The sequence below is a fragment of the Geovibrio ferrireducens genome, assembly GCF_026226615.1.
GTDB lineage: Bacteria > Chrysiogenota > Deferribacteres > Deferribacterales > Geovibrionaceae > Geovibrio > Geovibrio ferrireducens.
In genome coordinates this window covers 17,675-36,200 of sequence record NZ_JAJAPB010000012.1, presented here as the reverse complement: position 1 = coordinate 36,200, position 18,526 = coordinate 17,675, and the positions used below count along the sequence as shown (strand labels likewise).

General features: G+C 49.4%; 16 protein-coding genes. 2 read left to right on the top strand and 14 right to left on the bottom strand.

What is annotated here, in order from left to right; translation table 11 throughout:
• Positions 1–38 precede the first annotated feature (38 nt).
• Positions 39–656 (bottom strand): protein-L-isoaspartate(D-aspartate) O-methyltransferase, encoded by a 618-nt coding sequence (locus OSQ85_RS11455; protein ID WP_265823228.1) that lies wholly within the window; start codon positions 654–656, stop codon positions 39–41.
• Complete coding sequence (gene argB, locus OSQ85_RS11450) at positions 656–1,534, bottom strand: acetylglutamate kinase (protein WP_265823227.1); 879 nt, start codon at positions 1,532–1,534, stop codon at positions 656–658. The genes OSQ85_RS11455 and argB overlap by 1 nt, the downstream gene beginning before the upstream one ends.
• A 151-nt stretch (positions 1,535–1,685) precedes the next feature.
• On the opposite strand from argB, the gene OSQ85_RS11445 reads away from it, so the two are divergent.
• Positions 1,686–3,011 (top strand): S41 family peptidase, encoded by a 1,326-nt coding sequence (locus tag OSQ85_RS11445; protein ID WP_265823225.1) that lies wholly within the window; start codon positions 1,686–1,688, stop codon positions 3,009–3,011.
• Positions 3,012–3,045: 34 nt separating this feature from the next.
• Here OSQ85_RS11445 and glmS read toward each other — a convergent pair whose 3' ends face one another.
• From glmS to OSQ85_RS11385, 12 genes are all read right to left on the bottom strand, one after another.
• Entirely contained in the window at positions 3,046–4,869 is a 1,824-nt protein-coding gene (gene glmS, locus OSQ85_RS11440; protein ID WP_265823223.1) for a glutamine--fructose-6-phosphate transaminase (isomerizing), read from the bottom strand.
• A gap of 67 nt (positions 4,870–4,936) precedes the next feature.
• Positions 4,937–6,292, bottom strand: a complete 1,356-nt coding sequence (glmU, locus tag OSQ85_RS11435; RefSeq protein WP_265823222.1) for a bifunctional UDP-N-acetylglucosamine diphosphorylase/glucosamine-1-phosphate N-acetyltransferase GlmU — start codon at positions 6,290–6,292, stop codon at positions 4,937–4,939.
• Between the two features lie 95 nt (positions 6,293–6,387).
• The gene (locus OSQ85_RS11430) at positions 6,388–6,822 is read right to left on the bottom strand and encodes a hypothetical protein (RefSeq protein WP_265823220.1); all 435 of its coding nucleotides are present in this window, start codon (positions 6,820–6,822) and stop codon (positions 6,388–6,390) included.
• Positions 6,806–7,774: a PilW family protein gene (locus tag OSQ85_RS11425; protein WP_265823218.1), complete on the bottom strand. Its 969-nt coding sequence runs from the start codon at positions 7,772–7,774 to the stop codon at positions 6,806–6,808. The genes OSQ85_RS11430 and OSQ85_RS11425 overlap by 17 nt, the downstream gene beginning before the upstream one ends.
• Complete coding sequence (locus OSQ85_RS11420; RefSeq protein WP_265823217.1) at positions 7,771–8,277, bottom strand: type II secretion system protein; 507 nt, start codon at positions 8,275–8,277, stop codon at positions 7,771–7,773. Before OSQ85_RS11420 ends, OSQ85_RS11425 begins: the two co-directional genes overlap by 4 nt.
• Positions 8,267–8,707, bottom strand: coding sequence for a pilus assembly FimT family protein (locus OSQ85_RS11415; protein WP_265823215.1), 441 nt, complete (start codon positions 8,705–8,707; stop codon positions 8,267–8,269). The genes OSQ85_RS11420 and OSQ85_RS11415 overlap by 11 nt, the downstream gene beginning before the upstream one ends.
• Positions 8,704–13,908: a pilus assembly protein gene (locus OSQ85_RS11410; RefSeq protein WP_265823214.1), complete on the bottom strand. Its 5,205-nt coding sequence runs from the start codon at positions 13,906–13,908 to the stop codon at positions 8,704–8,706. The genes OSQ85_RS11415 and OSQ85_RS11410 overlap by 4 nt, the downstream gene beginning before the upstream one ends.
• Position 13,909: 1 nt before the next feature.
• Positions 13,910–14,200, bottom strand: coding sequence for a hypothetical protein (locus OSQ85_RS11405; protein WP_265823213.1), 291 nt, complete (start codon positions 14,198–14,200; stop codon positions 13,910–13,912).
• A 181-nt stretch (positions 14,201–14,381) separates the two neighbouring features.
• The gene (locus OSQ85_RS11400; protein WP_265823211.1) at positions 14,382–15,668 is read right to left on the bottom strand and encodes a nickel-dependent lactate racemase family protein; all 1,287 of its coding nucleotides are present in this window, start codon (positions 15,666–15,668) and stop codon (positions 14,382–14,384) included.
• Positions 15,628–16,617, bottom strand: coding sequence for a GTP 3',8-cyclase MoaA (gene moaA, locus OSQ85_RS11395; protein ID WP_265823209.1), 990 nt, complete (start codon positions 16,615–16,617; stop codon positions 15,628–15,630). Before moaA ends, OSQ85_RS11400 begins: the two co-directional genes overlap by 41 nt.
• Entirely contained in the window at positions 16,610–17,377 is a 768-nt protein-coding gene (gene tatC, locus OSQ85_RS11390) for a twin-arginine translocase subunit TatC (protein ID WP_265823207.1), read from the bottom strand. Before tatC ends, moaA begins: the two co-directional genes overlap by 8 nt.
• Positions 17,370–17,696 carry a twin-arginine translocase TatA/TatE family subunit gene (locus tag OSQ85_RS11385; protein ID WP_265823205.1) on the bottom strand — a complete coding sequence of 109 codons (327 nt, stop codon included), beginning with the start codon at positions 17,694–17,696 and terminating at the stop codon, positions 17,370–17,372. Before OSQ85_RS11385 ends, tatC begins: the two co-directional genes overlap by 8 nt.
• Positions 17,697–17,833: 137 nt before the next feature.
• Between OSQ85_RS11385 and OSQ85_RS11380 the strand changes: the two genes are divergently transcribed.
• Entirely contained in the window at positions 17,834–18,517 is a 684-nt protein-coding gene (locus tag OSQ85_RS11380) for a JAB domain-containing protein (protein WP_265823203.1), read from the top strand.
• The last annotated feature ends 9 nt before the right edge of the window (positions 18,518–18,526 follow it).

Genomic DNA, 18,526 nt, shown 5'->3' with positions numbered 1-18,526 from the left:
GAAACAGAAATACCTGGCGAATATAAGAAAATACCGTTCTATTTTCCGCAGACAAAGTCAACAAAACTGCAGTCTGCAATTTTGCGCTGGCGGGTTTCCCCGTTTTCCTTAATGATTTCAATAATTGAGCCGCCAAGGGGGATTAACATTATTCCGCCCTCCGCAAGCTGCGAGGTAAGCTCCGGCGGAAGGTTTTTTGCCTCCGCAGTGGCTATAATCCTGTCATACGGGCCGTTTTCCGCCCAGCCGAGGTTGCCGTCGTCCAACTTGAACTTGATATTCACAATCCGCATTTTGTGAATAATGCTCATTGCCCTTCGGTATAGTTCGGGAATGCGCTCAACAGTGTAAACCCTAGTGCAGAGCCTGCTGAGAATAGCAGCCTGAAAGCCTGAGCCGCTGCCTATTTCAAGCACACGGTGAGAGGGTTCAAGCTGCAGTGCTTTTGTCATAAGAGCAACGGTGGAAGGCTTTGATATTGTCTGCCCGAAACCGATAGGGAGCGCATCATCCGCATAGGGGCGGCGGCACATTGCCTCATCTATGAACTTAGCTCTGGGCGTGGTAAGAAACGCCTCTATGATCCGTTTGTCGTTCCCGCAGGCGGGCGCAACTATATCAGTAATAAAGCTCTGGGGAATGAGATTTCTGTGCATTATTCAACTATCTGCGTGCCGATGCCGGAAGTTGTGAACATTTCAAGCAGAACAGAGTGCTGAACACGCCCGTCTATAATGTGAGCCTTTTTTACACCGCCTCTCACTGCCTCCGCAGCACAGTCCACCTTGGGAATCATTCCGCCTGTGACCACTTCATCAAGCTTCATTCTGTCCACATCATTAAGGTGAATTGTGGAGATTCGGTTTTTCTCCTTATCCATAACATACGGCACATCAGTAAGCAGAACCAGCTTCTCTGCCTTAAGAGCTGCTGCTATGCTTCCCGCAACGAGATCCGCATTTATGTTGTACGCTTCGTAATCATCACCCACGCCCACCGGCGCAATAACGGGGATATAGCTGTCAGCAAGCTTTTCCAGCACGCCCACATTAACACTTTTCACTTTACCCACATGGCCGAGATCTATTATCTCAGGCGTTCTGATAAAGGTAGGGTCATCCTCAAGGCGGAGCTTCTCCGCACGGACAAGGTTTCCGTCCTTGCCGGAAAGCCCTATGGCCACACCGCCGTTTTTATTTATAAGCCTTACTATGTCTTTATTTATTTTGCCCGCCAGAACCATCTCCACCACATTCATGGTTTCGGCATCTGTCACACGCATTCCGGAAACGAACTCGGTCTTTATATTCAGTTTTTTCAGCATGTCGCCTATCTGAGGCCCGCCGCCGTGGACAATCACCGGACGTATGCCTATGTACTTCATCAGCACTATGTCATTGGCGAAGCTGAGCTTGAGATCCTCGTCCACCATGGCGTGCCCGCCGTATTTGATAACTATGGTTTTGCCGTAAAACTTCTGAATGTAAGGAAGCGCCTCTATGAGCACATCCGCCTTTCTAATGAGTTCTTCCATTCTCTTCTCTCCGGAAAAAAAACTGTGCGGGAATCCTCATGTATAAACCGAAAACGGAGCAGAATAAAGCAAATTTATGCCTAAACAGGCTGACGCATACTCACAACAGGTATATAATGCCTGTATCCGGACATTACAAATGAGGTCTGCCATGAAACTGCGCCGTCTGTTCTCTTATATTATACTCACTCTGTCCATTACCGCATGCGGCGGAAGCAGCGGCGGCGGAGACAGCTCACCGCAGTCATCCGATATAACCGCTGTCATCAGAGGCTATCTGCCCGCAGACTGTTCGGTAACTGAACAGAACAGGTTCATATATGACATAATGCGTGATCCCTATTTCTGGCGGGCGGATGTTCCGGCGCTGAATTATGCTTCTTACCCTTCGCCGGAGGCCGTTCTGACGGCTCTCAGGCCGCAGAAGGACATCTATTCTTATATACGGAGCGCAGCAGATGTGGAAAACAGCAATGCGGAAATCGCAGTCGGGATAGGTGTCAGGTTTATGTTCACCGGCGGCGGAATCTACCTTTCACATGTTTATGAAGGCTCCCCCGCCCACACAGCGGGGCTCAGACGCGGAAACAGAATAATCAATGTTAACGGCTGGCAGGCGGAGAATATAGCAAGCTCTTCACAGCTTTCGGATATTCTGGGTGAAGCTGCGGCGGGGGTACAGGTATCTGTCACATATCTTGATGCGGATTCCGTTCAGCACTCTGCGGTAATCACTAAGGCGCAGTTCCATACACCCTCAATAAATAATGTCTCAGTCTTCGCTGATGCATTGAGCGGCAAAAAGACCGGATACTTCTCATATGATTTCTTCGGTTCCTCCCTGAGTGAGGTTTTCTCTGCTCTTAATCTTCTCCGGACAGAGAATGTTAACTATCTCATAATGGATCTGCGGGCAAACGGCGGCGGCTCGGTCAACATGGCGGTAATACTGGCAAGCGCATTCGCAGGCAGGGAGCACATAGGGAAACGTCTTCTGACCGGGCGTTTCAACCCTTCTTATCCAGATATTGCTTATAAAATAATGGACACAGGGCACGACTTTGTTCTGGAAAAAATTGTGTTCATCACCTCCGGCGGAACAGCCTCCGCCAGCGAGATACTGATAAACACCCTTAAACCATACAGAGATATTTCAATTATCGGCACAACCACATACGGCAAGCCTGTGAGCAGTATGCCGACAAAGTTCTGCGATAAATACTTTTATCCCATCGTGTTTGAAAACCTGAACTCACTGGGGCAGGGAAGATATTACACAGGAATGCAGCCGGACTGCACTTTTTATGAGGATTACACGGCAATGAAGGAATACGGCGATGAAGATGAGCAGCTTCTCGCCGCGGCCATGGATTACACTTTGAACGGTATTTGTCAGCCTTCTGCCCCCTCATCTGCCGAAAGAGCAAAAGCGGAAAAAGCTCCCTACACTGACCTGCTGACAAACAGAGTGCGGTAACAAACAAGCCCCCGCATCGCGGAGGCTTGGCAACTTACTCCACAGTAACCGATTTTGCGAGGTTTCTCGGCTGGTCAACATCAAGGCCGAGAAGATTTGCGCAGTGGTAGGCGAATATCTGCGTTGCAGTTACCGTGAGGAAAACTGAAAGCTCCTCCGGCACATCGGGAACCTCGATTACATGATCCGCCTTTCCGGCAAGTTCAGCATCGCCTTCGGTAACTATGGCGATGACTATGCCGTCCCTGGCCTTAACCTCCTCAACATTTGAGGCGGTTTTATCATAAACGGAGCCCTTCACCGCTATGACAAACACAGGAAGCTCACTGTCTATGAGGGCAATGGGGCCGTGCTTCATTTCCCCTGCGGGGTAGCCTTCGGCGTGGATGTATGAAATCTCCTTGAGCTTAAGCGCACCCTCAAGAGCTATGGGGTAGTTTACGTTTCTGCCCAGATAGAGGAAGTCTGATGCGTCCTTATATTTCTTCGCCAGATCTTCAATAGCGCCGTCCTGTTTAAGTACATGCTCAAGCTTATCGGGTATTGAGACAAGCGCCTTGAGAAATTCCCTGCAGTCATCCGCATTCAGTGTTCCCTTCATTCTGCCGAGATACATGGAGAACAGAAACAGGCTGGCTACCTGTGTGGTGAAAGCCTTTGTGGAGGCAACGCCTATCTCAGGCCCTGCGTGGGTATACACCACGCTGTGAGATTCCCTTGCGATGGATGAGCCCACCACATTGCATATGGAAATAACCTTTGCTCCCATCTTCTTAACCATGCGCATGGCGGAAAGAGTGTCCGCAGTTTCCCCGGACTGACTGATGGCGATAAAAAGCAGTTTTTCATCGGCTATTAAGTCCCTGTAGCGGTATTCGGAGGCTATATCCACCTCAACGGGAATACGGGCAAACTTCTCTATATAAAACTTGCCCACAAGCCCTGCGTGCCAGCTTGTTCCGCAGGCGACTATGACTATTCGGTTTATATCCCTGAGCGATTCCTTAAGATCTTTGGAGAGATCAAAGAACACATCGCCTGATTCGAGGCTGTATTTCCCCCTGATCGTGTCTATCAGCGCTCTGGGCTGCTCGTTTATCTCTTTCTGCATGAAGTGGCGGTATCCGGCCTTCTCCGCCATGACGGGGTTCCAGTCTATATTTTTCACATCTCTGTCGACGGCGTTTCCTTCGCCGTCATATATTGTGTAGCCGTTTCTGGTTATCACGGCCACATCGCCGTCCTCAAGGAAAACGAATGTGCGGGTGTGGCTCAGCACAGCGGGAATATCGCTCGCAGCGAACATCTCCCCGTTGCCCACACCGAGAACCAGCGGGCTGTCTTTTCTGGCGACGATAACCTTATCCGGCTCTTTTTCTGAAATAACACCGAGGGCGTATGAGCCTTTCAGCTCTGCCAGCGCCGCCTGAACAGCTTTAAGCAGGTCGCCTTCATAAAGTGATTCTATGAGGTGGGCTATCACCTCCGTGTCTGTCTCTGATTTGAAGCTGTAGCCCTCTGACGCGAGCCTCTCCTTAAGCTGAAGGTAGTTCTCTATTATGCCGTTATGAACAAGGGAGATATACGTCGATTTATGCGGGTGGGCATTCTCGAAGGAGGGCTTGCCGTGAGTTGCCCAGCGCGTGTGCCCTATGCCCGCAGTCGCCTTGAAGTCCCTGTCTTTCAGTGCTTCCTTAAGGTTTACCAGTTTGCCCACACTGCGGGTTATCTCAATGACACCGTCTTCGAGAAGGCAGAGCCCTGCCGAGTCATACCCTCTGTATTCCAGTCTGGAAAGACCTTCCAGAAGAACGTTAGATGCCTTTGAATTTCCTATATATCCTACGATTCCGCACATATTTTTACCTTTCCTTATAATTAATAATCAGAAATCCGCACACTTTGCCTGATTCTGATTCACGGCTTTATTTCTTCTTTGTACTCTTCCAGCGGGAGACCCAGCCTTCCTTGATCTTCATATCCGCCCTTGTCATGGCGAGAGCATCCGCGGGCACATCCTTTGTGATCGTGGAGCCAGCCGCCAGAAGGGCGCCTCTGCCTATCTTCACAGGAGCAACAAGCTGAACATCGCTCCCCACAAAAACACCGTCTTCTATGACAGTCTTATACTTGTTTATACCGTCATAATTACAGGTAATTGTACCGCAGCCTATATTAACATCTCTGCCTATCTCAGCGTCACCGAGATAGGTCAGGTGGCTGGCCTTGCTCCCCTGCCCCATGAACGCTTTTTTTGTTTCCACAAAGTTGCCTATCTTATTATCACCCTCAAGCACAGTGCCCGGACGAAGCTGAGCCATAGGGCCCACTGAGCTTCCTGCGCCTACCTTGCTTTCGGTTATATAGCAGTTGTCCTTGATTTCGCAGTTTTCGCCGATAACGGAATCCGTTATGCGGCAGCCGGACATGATCACGCTTCCGGTTTTTATTATATTTTTCCCGTGGAGATAAACATTAGGGTATATCTCCGCATCGTTTTCTATTTCGGTTTCCTCATCGGCATAAAATGTATCGGGATCGAGTATGCTGACCCCCTGCTCCATGAACCTGACCGCCCTGCGCTTCCAGAGAACTTTTGCGCTTTCCGCAAGCTGAACACGGTTGTTCACGCCTAAAAATTCGTTTTCGTCCTCCGCCTTGTATGCGAATGCGCCTTCCTTCACTATATCGGTAAGATAAAACTCGTTCTGGGCGTTATCGCTCCCCACGCGGGAAAGCCTGTCCAGCAGAACGGCTGAATCACAGAAGTATATTCCGGTGTTTATCTCGTTTATTCTTTTTTCCTGATCGTTTGCGTCCTTTTCCTCAACTATTTTAATGACTGAACCGCCCCCGCCGCGGATAACACGCCCGTAGCCCGCAGGGTTTTTAACGCTGACGCTTATGAAGCTCACCGGATGCGCCTCTGCCGTTTCCATAAACTTCTTCAGGGTTTCAGCCCTCACAAGGGGCATATCCCCGCAGAGGATAAGCACACGGCCGCCGTGCTTCTGTATGACGGCTTTCGCCGCCAGAACCGCATCCGCCGTTCCGCGCTGACTCTCCTGAAGGCTGAAGGAGGCTCTTTCGCCCACATGGGTTTTCACATCCTCTGCGCCGCTGCCCACTACAATGTTCACCTCATCCGCACCGCATGCTGAGGAGGCGTTTATAACATAATCTATCATCGGCTTCCCGGCTGATTCGAAAAGAACCTTCGGTTTTGAGGATTTCATGCGGGTTCCCTTGCCCGCAGCGAGGATAAGAGCGAGAATTTTCATTATTTCACCGTATAAAAAGCAATAGATAAGAGTTTAGGCAAATGGAACAGAAAAATCAATTGTGGAATATAATTGACAGTGTATACAGATATTCCCTAAGGATCCTGCAAGGCGCTTTTCATATAGCCGAAATCCACTTCCGCGCGCTCCTCTGTGTTGTTACGCTGAACAAGTACAGTGAAGATATAGACCTCTCTTTCGCTGTTTTCGGTGTAGAACCTTTCGCACCTGTAAGAGCTTACAGTTACCGTGTGTGTGGAAGTATCTGCACCGTACGGCGCCATAAACTCACGCACATCATCAATATAGTCCGCATCGTCCGAGCACTCTATCTCGTCATCATCCACGCCTTTCATAATAAGCTCTGAGGCTCCCTTGGCTATTTCCAGCGAGCTCTTGTAGGAGTCCAGAGAGGCGGCTGTTCTGGAGCCGGACTGAACGAAATATATAAGCGCACTGAGGAAAGCCAGCACAACAGCGGAAAGGATAAGAGTGGTGAGCAGTGAGAAACCTTTATTGCTGAGCTTCATACTTGTCACCTATGTTGTACGTTTTTGTATCTATCGTCATAATATTCCAGCGGTAGTTCCTTCCGTTTGCCGGGATGGGGAAACTTAACTGGTCCAGCGCATTATTCTCAGCATCGAAATCAAGATTTTTCACCATCTCATCGTCCCCGAAGTTGAATTTGCTGTCAAACTGTCCTTCCTGAACCAAAACGTAGACCACAAGTCTTCTGAGGCTGAAAAGGTTGTCCGGGCTGTCAGCGATTACATTTGCCAGAGTGTCATAAACAATGTCCCCGCCGTCATCATAGCCCGCATAAACAGCCCAGCCGCCCACACAGTCCACAACAGGCACAGTACCTCTGCAAAGCACCGCAGTGTTCGGGTTGCATCTGGCTGATCTGTCCGGGGTTCCGTCATCGTTGCAGTCTTCGGCCATGCGGTATGTTATGGTTCTGAATTTTTCCGCAGATGCAGCATCATACGGATAACCGACGGCATAGCGGAAATCCAGTGTTGAGACGCTGTTTATGTCATGATCGATAATTCTGTTAGTTCCTGTATCAATAACCTTAAGCCCGCTGAAATGGTTTGCCTCTCTCCTGTCGGAATCATTGTCGATTTCGCAGTCCGTACCTTCTTCCTCGCATTTCAGCAGCACCCAGCCGTGGGTTCTGGGCTCCAGCCTGTCGTAGGTGGTGAAAATATCCAGTGTACCGTTATCCCAGTCCACAGGGTAGAGAGTATCTCCTGCCGCCGTCTCTTCGTCTCTTGCAAGCCCGAAGCCTGCGTTGCTGAGATCAACTCTGACGATTTCGGAGCTTATAATATTCTCTATGTTGGATTCACTTATCTTTGAAAGCTGTTTAGTGCCGGAATAGAGATTTATATAGGTGGTGTAAAGCGCAGTGACAAGCACCCCGGCTATGACAAGCACAACAAGAAGCTCAATGAGAGAAAAGCCTTTTTTTATCATAACATTCCTTCTTTCATTACCACGGATTTTCTGGAAAGAAATTTCAGTTCGCCCTTATGCCGCCAGCAGATGGTGGCTACAACCGTTGCCGAATTTTCGAGCCCCAGGTTGTCGTCTTCACTATCGAAAACCTTATAGACCACCTCATAGGGAACTCTGCCTATGTTTTCCCCTGATGAACTGCGGAAAACAAAGTTCCCTGTGCATACGGGGTCAGCCGGAACATCATTGTCATCCGGATCGCAGTAGGTGTTAAGATTTGCCGTTTCATTAAGATCCATATCAGGCAGGCTGTCAGGCTGATCCTCCAGATCGTCAAAATCCATTGTCCTGAACCCCTCAAAAACCGTCTGGATAACCTCTTCCGCTTTCTGCCTCATAAGGTCGCTGAGGTTGCGCTGCTTCACCACTATATAACCGTAGGCGAGGCTGAGCATGATTACCGCCATGATCACCATGGAAACAAGAACCTCCATGAGTGTAAAGCCTCTGTTATCGCGCATCGCACGCTCCGTTTGCAAATCTGCCCGCCTTAATCCTGTTTGTTTCAAACAGTATGCAGTCATACTCGGCACGGCTGCCGCCTCCGGATCTGATGGTTCCGGTTACAGTGACAAAGCCGCTCACAAATGTTATATCGTCCTCTGTTTCAAAATCTGTTGAGCCTGTGAAGCTGAGCCCCTGATACAGACTGCCGTCTTCTCTTTCTATCCTCACAGTTTTGCCGTCAACAGCTACCTGAAGGGGAATCTTCCTTGTGAAGGAATACTGTCTGGCTGCGGAAACCATAGCCAGCACCTGTCTCACATCAGACTCAACATTGGCCTTCACCATCAGGTTACGGTAACTGATCACGCCGAATGCAAGGATAATTCCTATAATCGACATAACCGCCATGAGCTCTATAGCTGTAAGCCCTTTTCTGTTTATCATCTCTCAATCCAGAAAAGCAGTTTGCCTCTGCGTGAGGTCTTAACAGGTTCAACCGGGGTGGGCGGACCTATGGCGGCTCCCGCTTCTATTTCAGGATCCGGCGCTTCCCCTGTTGTATTCTGGTGAGGGCTTTCCACAATGGGAATATCACCTGAGGTTGTAGGCACTATCACAGGCGGAACATAGGTAACATTATACCCCTGGCATGTGTAGTCCGGGGCATTTTTCCCTGTGGCGCAGTTTATTGACCATGTCCTGTGCTTGCCGCCGAATGTGCACACATCTGAGTTAGGAATGGTCGTGGTATAAAAAACTATATTGGAGTAATCCGTACCCGCAGGGTCGGAGATCAGCCTTTCCATAAGGTCGCCGGAACTCCTGCCGAGAAGGGTTTTCCTCCACGCATATTTGTTGCTTCCCCCGGTTATATCGCTGCATACATCGGTTTCCCCTCCGTCAAGGTCGCAGTTGCCGTCCTTGCAGCCGTCAATCCGCACACCGTAGAGGTAGTTCCGGTCGCTTGAGCCGCTGCCGGATTCGTCTGTCTTGTAAAACCATCTTCCCGTTCCGAAATAGATATAATTCATTTTGAAGCAGCTCATGTGCTCAATGCTTGCCGTAACCGGCTTTGCCGCGCCGTAGCTGCTGTCAAACACATTATTGAACGTCCATTCGGAAGGGTTTTCCGATGTGACGGACACGCCGATGACATTCCCTGTCCATGCACTGTTTTTATACTGGCTGACACCGAAAAACACTGTGTCCGTGTCTCCGTTGCCTCCGTAGTCAATACCTCTGTTAAACAGCTTTCCGCCGAAGGTATTGGTATAAGTGGCAAGGGCGGAAACATTATGGTAGCCGCTTCTGCTCTCTCCGGTGAACTTAACCACACCGTTGGATGATTTCAGGGTGAAGTCACTGTTGAGATTAAGCACAAAAACACTGAGCCTCTGCGCGGAGGAACCTGCATAGTCCGTAGGACCTGAGAGGAACATGATATAACGGCTGTTTCCTTTCTTTATGTAGGCAGGGCCTGAGAAGCTGAACCCAAGGTGAGGCTCGCTGAACTCCCACAGGAGAGCGGGGTTGTTTTGGTCGGTTATATCAAGTGCATAGTATGACGAAAGCCCGACACAGCTTGAGCTTGACGTATCAGAGCATGTATCGGCAGGGGGCCTGACTGAGTCCGAACCGCTCGCGCCGCATGCGCCGCCCAGCCTCATTCCGCCTATGAGTATGCGTTTGTCTATGTAGCCGTCCTTATTGGAGTCCTCTTCTATGACATAAGGGGTGAGGTCATTGTAATACAGGTGGCAGTAGTCAGGATCGGCCAGATACCGCAGATAGGGGAGGGCATTCTTAGGGATAAACGCCCATTCCTCTTTACCGAGATTTGCTCCCGTGGTTACGCTTGTGTCATCACTGAGCTTCATTCCGCCTATGGCGCTCATGACTCTCCCTGCGCGGAAGGCATGGAGCATGCCGTCATTCGCGCCGACATAAGTCATTACATAACCCGGCTTGCCTGTCTTTTTCGGATGGTTGACAGTCACCGGGCTGGAGTTAAGAATATCCCCCAGCTTGTACACAACCTGATTGCCGTCTGAATCCGTGTATGTTCTTGAGCGGCATCCGGCCACATCCACACCGAGAATATAGCTTATAAGGTTTGATGCGCTGCCGAGGCAGGTTCCTGTGAGATCACCGAAGTTGTCTGAGAACTGTGCGGAGTTTCCGGTTGTGAACCTCACCAGAGAGCCGTCCACGTTTGTATAAACAATTCTGGAAGCAGCCGGGGTCTGGGCAAGGTAGTTTCCGCCCTCCCAGAGGTAAGCCACGTCATCCAGAGAGGTATTGTAGTTGGTTCTGGCTCCTCTGCTGCCGGAAGATAATGTGGCGTATTTATCTATTTGCAGAGTTCCTGCATCGTCTATGTAAAACTCAAGTATTTTATCCCCGTTCTCACCGAAATTAAGCATCCTGTTTTTGTCAGTGTCCTCAATGATGCTCTGGTAGCTGCCCTTTGAGTGGAACCAGTAAGCAAAAAGCTGTCCGACCCATGAGAGGGTGGTTTCGCTGGCAGCATCGCCGAAGTCTTTATTCGGATAAAACACGGCATGGTTAATCAGCATGCCGTCATTCTTGGTTTTATCAATAGAGACAGCCGTACCTGATGAAACCTTTTTGAGAATGTCCTGAAAAACACGTGCAAGCTTCTGCTCAAGCTCAAGCGGGTTTGTAATAAAGTGGTAGTTGTCCGGCACACCGTCTCCGTCCTCGTCCCACTCAGCGTTCAGATCCGGCAGTCCGTCTCCGTTGGAATCGTTAAACCCGCCGTACTTAGCCGCATACCAAAGGGGGTCTTTAAGCATTGATGCATTGGTTCCGCCGGGGCTGAAGGTCTTTGACCAGGTCAGGGGCAAACCGCTTATGGCTGAGCTGCTTGACCCGTCCGCTATGTCTGATATGGGAAGATAGACACCGTCTGCCGTTGTTCCTGTGATGATGAAACCCATGGCCTGATTTATACCGCCCGCGGCATACTCTGAGGTGAGGCTTATGGTCACTGTTCCGTTTGCATTCACAACATAGTCATATCTTGCTATGGCATCCATATCATGGTCGGCTCCCTGCTCAACGTCCTCAAAGTTGATGCGGAAACGGCCGCTTGTTTCTGTTATCGTCTCAGCATAAAAGTCAACTATTCCGTTTGAAGGGCAGAAACCCGTTCCGTTGAGTATAAGCCCGTACGTGCTGTTATTAATGGTGTAGCCGCAGCTTATTCCGCTGCCACCCACAGATTTGCCGAGGGGAACCAGCTTAACCTGCCTGTTATTGACATTTATCACTATCTCCGGCAGGGGGGAGGCAAGCGCGACAGAGTGAGTATCCACATTCGGCAGGTAGCTTGTCACGGGGTGGTCAGCCGAGTTGTCTGTAAATTTTGTTTTTGCGTAGTAGGCAAGCGCCGCTGTGTTGTATGTGCCTTTCTTAGTGGGTTCCTCCGGGCACAGACCCAGAGCGCTGCCGAGGGATGAAAGTGCTTTTGCGGAGCACATGAAGTCATTCGTTATGCCGTTATTGCCTATGAAATAATTGCCGGAGAGGCTTTCGTTCTGGGAAATTTCGCTGAACAGATCGCTTTTATTGTAGCCTGAGAGCGTCCCTGATGACGGCACACCATCATCATAGCTGGGGTTAACATCACTCAGAATTATTATATTCGGTTTGGCACATTGCGGGAAGTTGGAGTAGGGGTCAACCCACGCAGGCTTGGGCAGGCTCAGTCCACCGTCTGTGGTGCTTGTGTAGGTATAGCCGGAAGTGGCAGAACCTTTCCCCGCCAGATAGCGCAAAGCCTCCCAGTACATTTCACCTATGGGGTTGCCCCACGCCTTGCATTCCCCCTCGTTGAGGGCTCTGGTGGTGATCCATCCGCAGTTGCTGTTGTATGAATCGCTGCCGTAGTCATAGTCATTTATCTGCAATGTGCTGAGTGTGCGTATTATGCTGCCGCGCGATGGTGATGATGTGACAAAGGTTCCGTTGGCATTTATCTCTTCCGCGATGGAGGTGATGTTTTTTCTTACCACACCGCCGGAGAGGTTCTTTTCGTATGATCCGGTTATCAGCCCGAAATACATGGGGGATTCCTTCACAGCAAAGCCGTCACCGGAGGCGCATGTGGAAGTTTTTTCATTGGTTTTGGAGCATATGGTGTCGCCGCTGCCTGTACCGTATCTCTGGAGAAGCCCTGTGGGTTTCTTGCTGCCTGAGCCGTAGTCATAGCAGTTGGTTTCCTCACCTATGGACGAGTCGCAGACTTTCACACGCACATATCTCTTTTCGTCAGGAGTTACAACACTGTCGGAGCATACCGGTCTCTCGGTGGAAGCCCATTCCCATTTGCGCTTGGTCTGGTTTTTTGCAACCTTAATGATGTGATCCCCGTCCTTGGCATCTGAACTCATGCAGAAGAGGTGGCGTTTGGAAACAGTGTTCACATCTGCGCCGTAAAAAGGCTCACCGGTATTCACGAAATCCGTTGTTTTAAGGCTGCACTGCCCCTGAGTGGTTGAGGGAACATTAGGAGCGCGGAAGGTTATGCTGTCTGTGTTCATGTTGGTCTGGCTGAGTATTTTCCAGTCGGTTGACCAGCCGCTGTTAGCTGAATTTCTTATTCTGTACTGCACTCTTGCGCCGTCATCCCCTGCGCTTTCACGGACTCTGACTATCAGAGTGTGATCCACTCCGGATTGAAGATATATGCTGCCGTTATAGCCTGTGCCGCCTGAATACCCGTGGCAGCCGTAATAGGAGGCGATTATGGTGTTGTTAACCTCCAGTTCGCCTCCGTCATCCGAGTCGATTGAAAAATAATAGTACCTGCTGTTCGGCACACGGAATTTCATTACATACATTATGTTTCCGTGTGAGCTTATCTGGTTGCCCTGTCCGGTATCGCTGTAGTTGATTGAGGTAACAAACTTATGCCCTGTATAGTCCTGCGGGCTGAAAGTTGAAATCATGTTGTCATGGTTTGTGCCGCAGCCCTTGTCAACACCGTCACGGTAGGTCACAAACAGTATCTGGCTGTTAGCGTTCCACGGAGTGGCTGCATCAGGCATATCGCAGGAGAAGTTTGACGGGGCATCATACGGAGTGAGGTCTCTGGTATCTGCCCCCCAGTACTCTTTTCCCCAGGAGTGCGCATCGCGGGGTATATAAGTGCTGGTGAGAACAGTTTCGCTTGCTCCGTCAGTGCTTCTGTGCCCTCCGTAGAGAACCTTGCGCAGGACATCAATGCGGGACATGGTAAGCCAGTTCATGAAGTTGCCGCTCCACTCTCCTGATCCGCCGCAGTATTTGTCATTGGTCACACGGGAGGGGTTAAAGCGCGCAGTGCCGGAGGCGGAATATGTGTAGCATTTATGCGAATCAAAATAGCCGTAGTAATCTATTTCATGCTTGTAGCCTATGTCTATAACCCCGTCACCGTCGAGGTCGGTGGCATCGTTGTACGCTTCATAGTAAAGCTTGTGGTCGCGCCCCATAACAAACATCACGAGTGGGGACACGCTGGAAGAAAGAAAGGGGGGAATACTGATATTGTTACCGCTTCCGCAGTAATCCATCATATCTGCGGAGGCAGAACTGAAACATAAAAAAACGGCAGTGAAAAAAAGACTTATCTTTTTCATGTCAGTCACCTTTTATCAGAATATGAACCGCGTAGCTGCCGTAAGCGGTTACAACAACCTCAGCACCTCTGCGGATGTCCCGGAGCGAGGAATATTCCTCATAGTATGCCCCGCTTTTGTAAAACTGCCTCACAACACGCAGTTCAGAGCCATAGGTGAACGCCCTGTCACCCACATTTATTGTCTCTTTGTTATATCCGCTGAATACACCTTCGATAAGCATTGGGTTTGCCGCATGAACACTTAAAGTAATAAAAAGAACGGCGAGCGCCGCAATCAGGGATTTTTTCATAAGAAACTCCTGCAGAAACTGCGCGGAAAGAGTGCTTTCCGTTTAAATTATATTTCATAGCTCAGCGGTTTTCCACCGAAATAAAGGCAGATACAGCTCTGCTGTAATATAATCAGCAGTTTTGCGCAAAAATGAAAGGGAAACCGCACAGATTATACAAATTTTTGATCAGACTGAGTTATCAGCCGAAAAGGAATGAGTAGGCCGATGGTATGAAGGCTGTCTCCCCCTGTCTGAGAAGGGGAAGCATATCAGAAGGGGAATGAAGCTTTTTAAAGCCCATCCGCGCGCATTCCGCTTCGCTGAAACTGCTGTAGAGATAAACGTTGAAGCGCTCCGTAAGAGTTCTCAGGTTGTATGCGGTCTGGCGGTTTATCTGATAGTCCGTCAGGAGGCTTTCAAGCATCGCCTTTGAGGACGGCAGGTCGAAGAAATCACGGAAGAATGAGTTCCCGCTGCCGTCTGCGCATTCCGCGAAGAAAAATATATCCGCCCCTTCCTCCGCAACTGGAGCAGCCCTGTCCAGTGATTTCTGAGCCTGAACCATGTTTATGTCCTTCGGGAAGCCCCCGCAGGAAACTATGAGCGAACGGTATTTTCTGGCAGGTGTTATGCGGAACCTGCTGTCCAGAACCTCGCAGGCCTTGTGATGCGCCATGAAGAGATCACCGCATACCATATCAAGAAGCCGCCCCTCTTCATCCAGAACAGTGTTGACAGAGAAGAAGTTACGCCCTGAGCGGCTTATCATAAGCGCGTCCACTATGTCGCGGTGGACAGGGTTATGGTTAAGCTCACCGGCCTTTGCAAGCGGGTGTCTTCTGCCGCCGGAAGCGTCCAGAGCAAGCATATGGTTGCGCAGTATGGACTTTTTGGCTGCTATTCCGGGGAAAATAAGTTTCCTGCCGCCGCCGTAGCCTGCGAAATAATGATGGCTCACGGAGCCTATGGAAACTATGAGGTCGTGCTCAAGGTAGATTTTATTGATAAAAACGGGGGTCTTTGATTTTGTAATACCGTAGAAGGCGTGGGCGGTCAGGTCTTCACAGTCGTGGTCGAAAAGCCTGTCCTTATATTTTGAGTAGATAGCGTCACCGAGGATTTTCTTTTTCTCATCCTCCGTAACTGCTCTGTGAGTGCCAACGGCAAAGATTATGCTGACAGCTTTTCCGTGTTTTTCCGCCTCTGCGAGCATGGACGGAAAAAACCGCTCCAGCCCGCTTTTGCGGGTTATGTCCGGAAGGATGAAGAGGATCTTTTCCGCTCTCTCCACACAGTCAGAGTATGACTCCGAATAGACGCACTCATCCAGTGCCCCCTGAATCCCTTCGTCATCAAGGAGCGCATAATCTCCGGAAGCACCGAGGAGATCAACGGGAAAGTCCGTCTGAAGCTCATATGTGCTTTGTCCGCAGAGGATATTCAGCTTATCCGCCGATTTTTGACATTGTGCGTTTGAATCTTTCATTTCTGCTGTCCGCCACTATATGGTGCTCTTCGTCCTTTTTACCCAAAGCGTCCATGATAGCCGCTCTGAGAGCATCCTTGTCCCTGCTCCTCACGGCATCCACTATATCCGTTTCCTTATCAGTCAGCAGACAGGGGCGGATTTTGCCGTCCGCGGTCAGCCTCAGCTTGTCGCATTCGGAGCAGAAGTGGTTTGAGATGGGGGTTATAATGCCTATGGTTGCTCCGTTTGAGAGCTGATAATTTTTTGCCGGGCCTGCGTTTTTGTCTCTGCCCACAGGGGTTACCTTATATCTCTTGGAGATGAGATCCAGAATCTCCGCACCGTACATTATGTTCTCTTTTTTCCATTCACAGGAGTTGCCTATGGGCATGAACTCTATGAACCTGACAACTATGTCGGCACGGGCTGCAAATTCGCAGAAATCGTATATTTCGCAGTCGTTAAACCCGCGTATAAGCACACTGTTGGTTTTAACAGGGCGCAGACCTGCTTTTTTTGCAAGGAAAATACTCTCCATAAGTTTCTGAATGTCGAAACCTCCGGTAATTTCCTTATATTTCTCAGCCTTAAGGGAATCAAGGCTCACGTTGATCCTTTTAACACCTGAGGCGGCAATCTCTTCCGCATACTTACCCAGAAGCGCGCCGTTGGTGGTGAGGGTTACTTCGTCTATGCCTTCTATCTTGTGCAGTTCACGCAGAAAATCGGTCACACCTTTGCGAACCAAAGGCTCCCCGCCTGTAACACGCACCTTATGTACGCCGAGGGAGGCAAAAACCTCAGTAACGAAAAGCATATCCTCAAAACGCAGAATACTGGAATGCTCAAGGTGCTTAAACTCATCACTGGGCATGCAGTACTTGCATCTGAAATTGCATCTGTCCGTAACGGAGATACGCAGGTAGCGCACCTCGCGTCCGAAACGGTCCTGTACTGTGCTATTCATATATCTCGTCTTCCGTTATTTCTCTTTTACGGCCGAAAATCACAGCAATAAAAATGCTCAGTTCATAAAGAACCAGAAGAGGGCCGGCCATCATCATCTGTGAAAAAACATCAGGAGGGGTCATTACCGCCGCAACAATGAAAATACCCAGAATGGAATATCTTCTGTATTTACGCATCATATCCGCTGTGACAAGCCCCATCTTAGCGAGGAAGAACGTAAACACCGGAAGCTCGAAAACTATGCCGAAGCCCAGCACCATTTTGGTGACAAAGCTCAGATACCACTCTATGGAGAGATTGGCGATTACATAACCCTGCGCATACTTAAGGAAGAATTTAAACCCGAAAGGGAACACAAAGTAGTAGGCGAAGGCAGAACCGAGGAAAAACAGCAGCGAAGCGCTGACTACAAAGCCCAGCACATATTTTTTCTCATGAACATAAAGCCCCGGAGCTATGAACTTCCAGATATGAAAGAAAATAAAGGGCATACTGAAAAAGAGAGCCGCCATAAAACAGAGCTTAAGCTCCATAAAGAAGCCTTCGGTTATTTTCAGCATTGCCATGCTTGATTTCTCAGGCATCACATCCACAAGGGGCTTAGCCACAAAGTCCATGAAGAACTGGCTCTGCCAGTAACACACGCAGAACACGGATATGACTATTATCAGGATATATATAACTCTCTTTCTCAGTTCTTCCAGATGCTCCATCAACGGAATCTGGGATTCCACACCCTGATTTTTGTCCTTAGCCATTTGTTTCCTTCCCTTTCACTTCCGCAGTGTCAGATGTTTCCTCTTTAGCGGTCTGAGCCGTTTCCGCTTTAGCTTCGGCGGATGCTTCCGCTGCGCTCTCTGTGCTCTGCTTTTTCTTTTCCCAGTGATCCCTGTATGCATCTTTGACCGTCTTGTTAGGGGCGATGTCAAGATCATCTATATTCACGGCGGATTTAAGGTCGTTCAGCGAGCGTTTAAACTGAGCGTATCCTTTCCCCAGCGTTTTAGCCAGCTCCGGCAGTTTTCCGGGGCCGACAACCAATAGCGCTATTACAAGAATCAACAGTACTTCAGACATTCCGAATCCAAACATACGATTCACCTCAACTGCATAATATGTATTTACAGCTAAAAATCAAGACAAGCTTCCGCCGCAAATAGTTCCGCCCTGTTCTGCATTATCGGCCGGACAGCTATTTACACCCGCATTGTCAGATGATATGCTTCTTCTCCATGGAAGATCATAAAAAAGGACACAGACAAAGGCTTAAGGAAAAGTTCAGAAGCGGCCCATCCGCCCTGCATGACTATGAGATCATGGAGCTTGTCCTTTCCTATATCATTCCCCGCAGAGATGTCAAAATCCTTGCAAAGGATATAATTGATAAAACGGAAAGCCTGCGTAAAGTTTTCAGAACGGATCTCACTGCCATCAGCGGGGCAGGGGATGAGGTTCAGCTTTTCTTCAATATTCTCCGTGAGTTCTATGTACGCATGGAACACGGAAATCTTAAATTTGAGCCCCTTGTTCTGGACTCAGGCTCCATTATCTTCAAATTTCTGCGGATGCTCATAGGCATTTCAGACAAGGAGAACTTTGTAAGCCTGTTTGTGGACAAAAACAAGCGGCTGATAAGCTATGAGGTGGTCTCCTCCGGCACGGTGGACAGAACCGCAGTCTACCCCAGAGAGATAGCCGAACTGGCACTCAGGCGGAAGGCCTCATACGTGATTATCGCACACAACCATCCTTCCGGTTCGCTGATCCCCTCCGAGGAGGATCTGAACATCACAGAGCGCATATCAAAAGCGCTTGAAACCCTTGATATAAAGCTTCTGGATCATATCATAGTTACAGATACATCTTTTTTAAGCATGAAGGCTCAGAAACTTATTTAAGGAGAAATC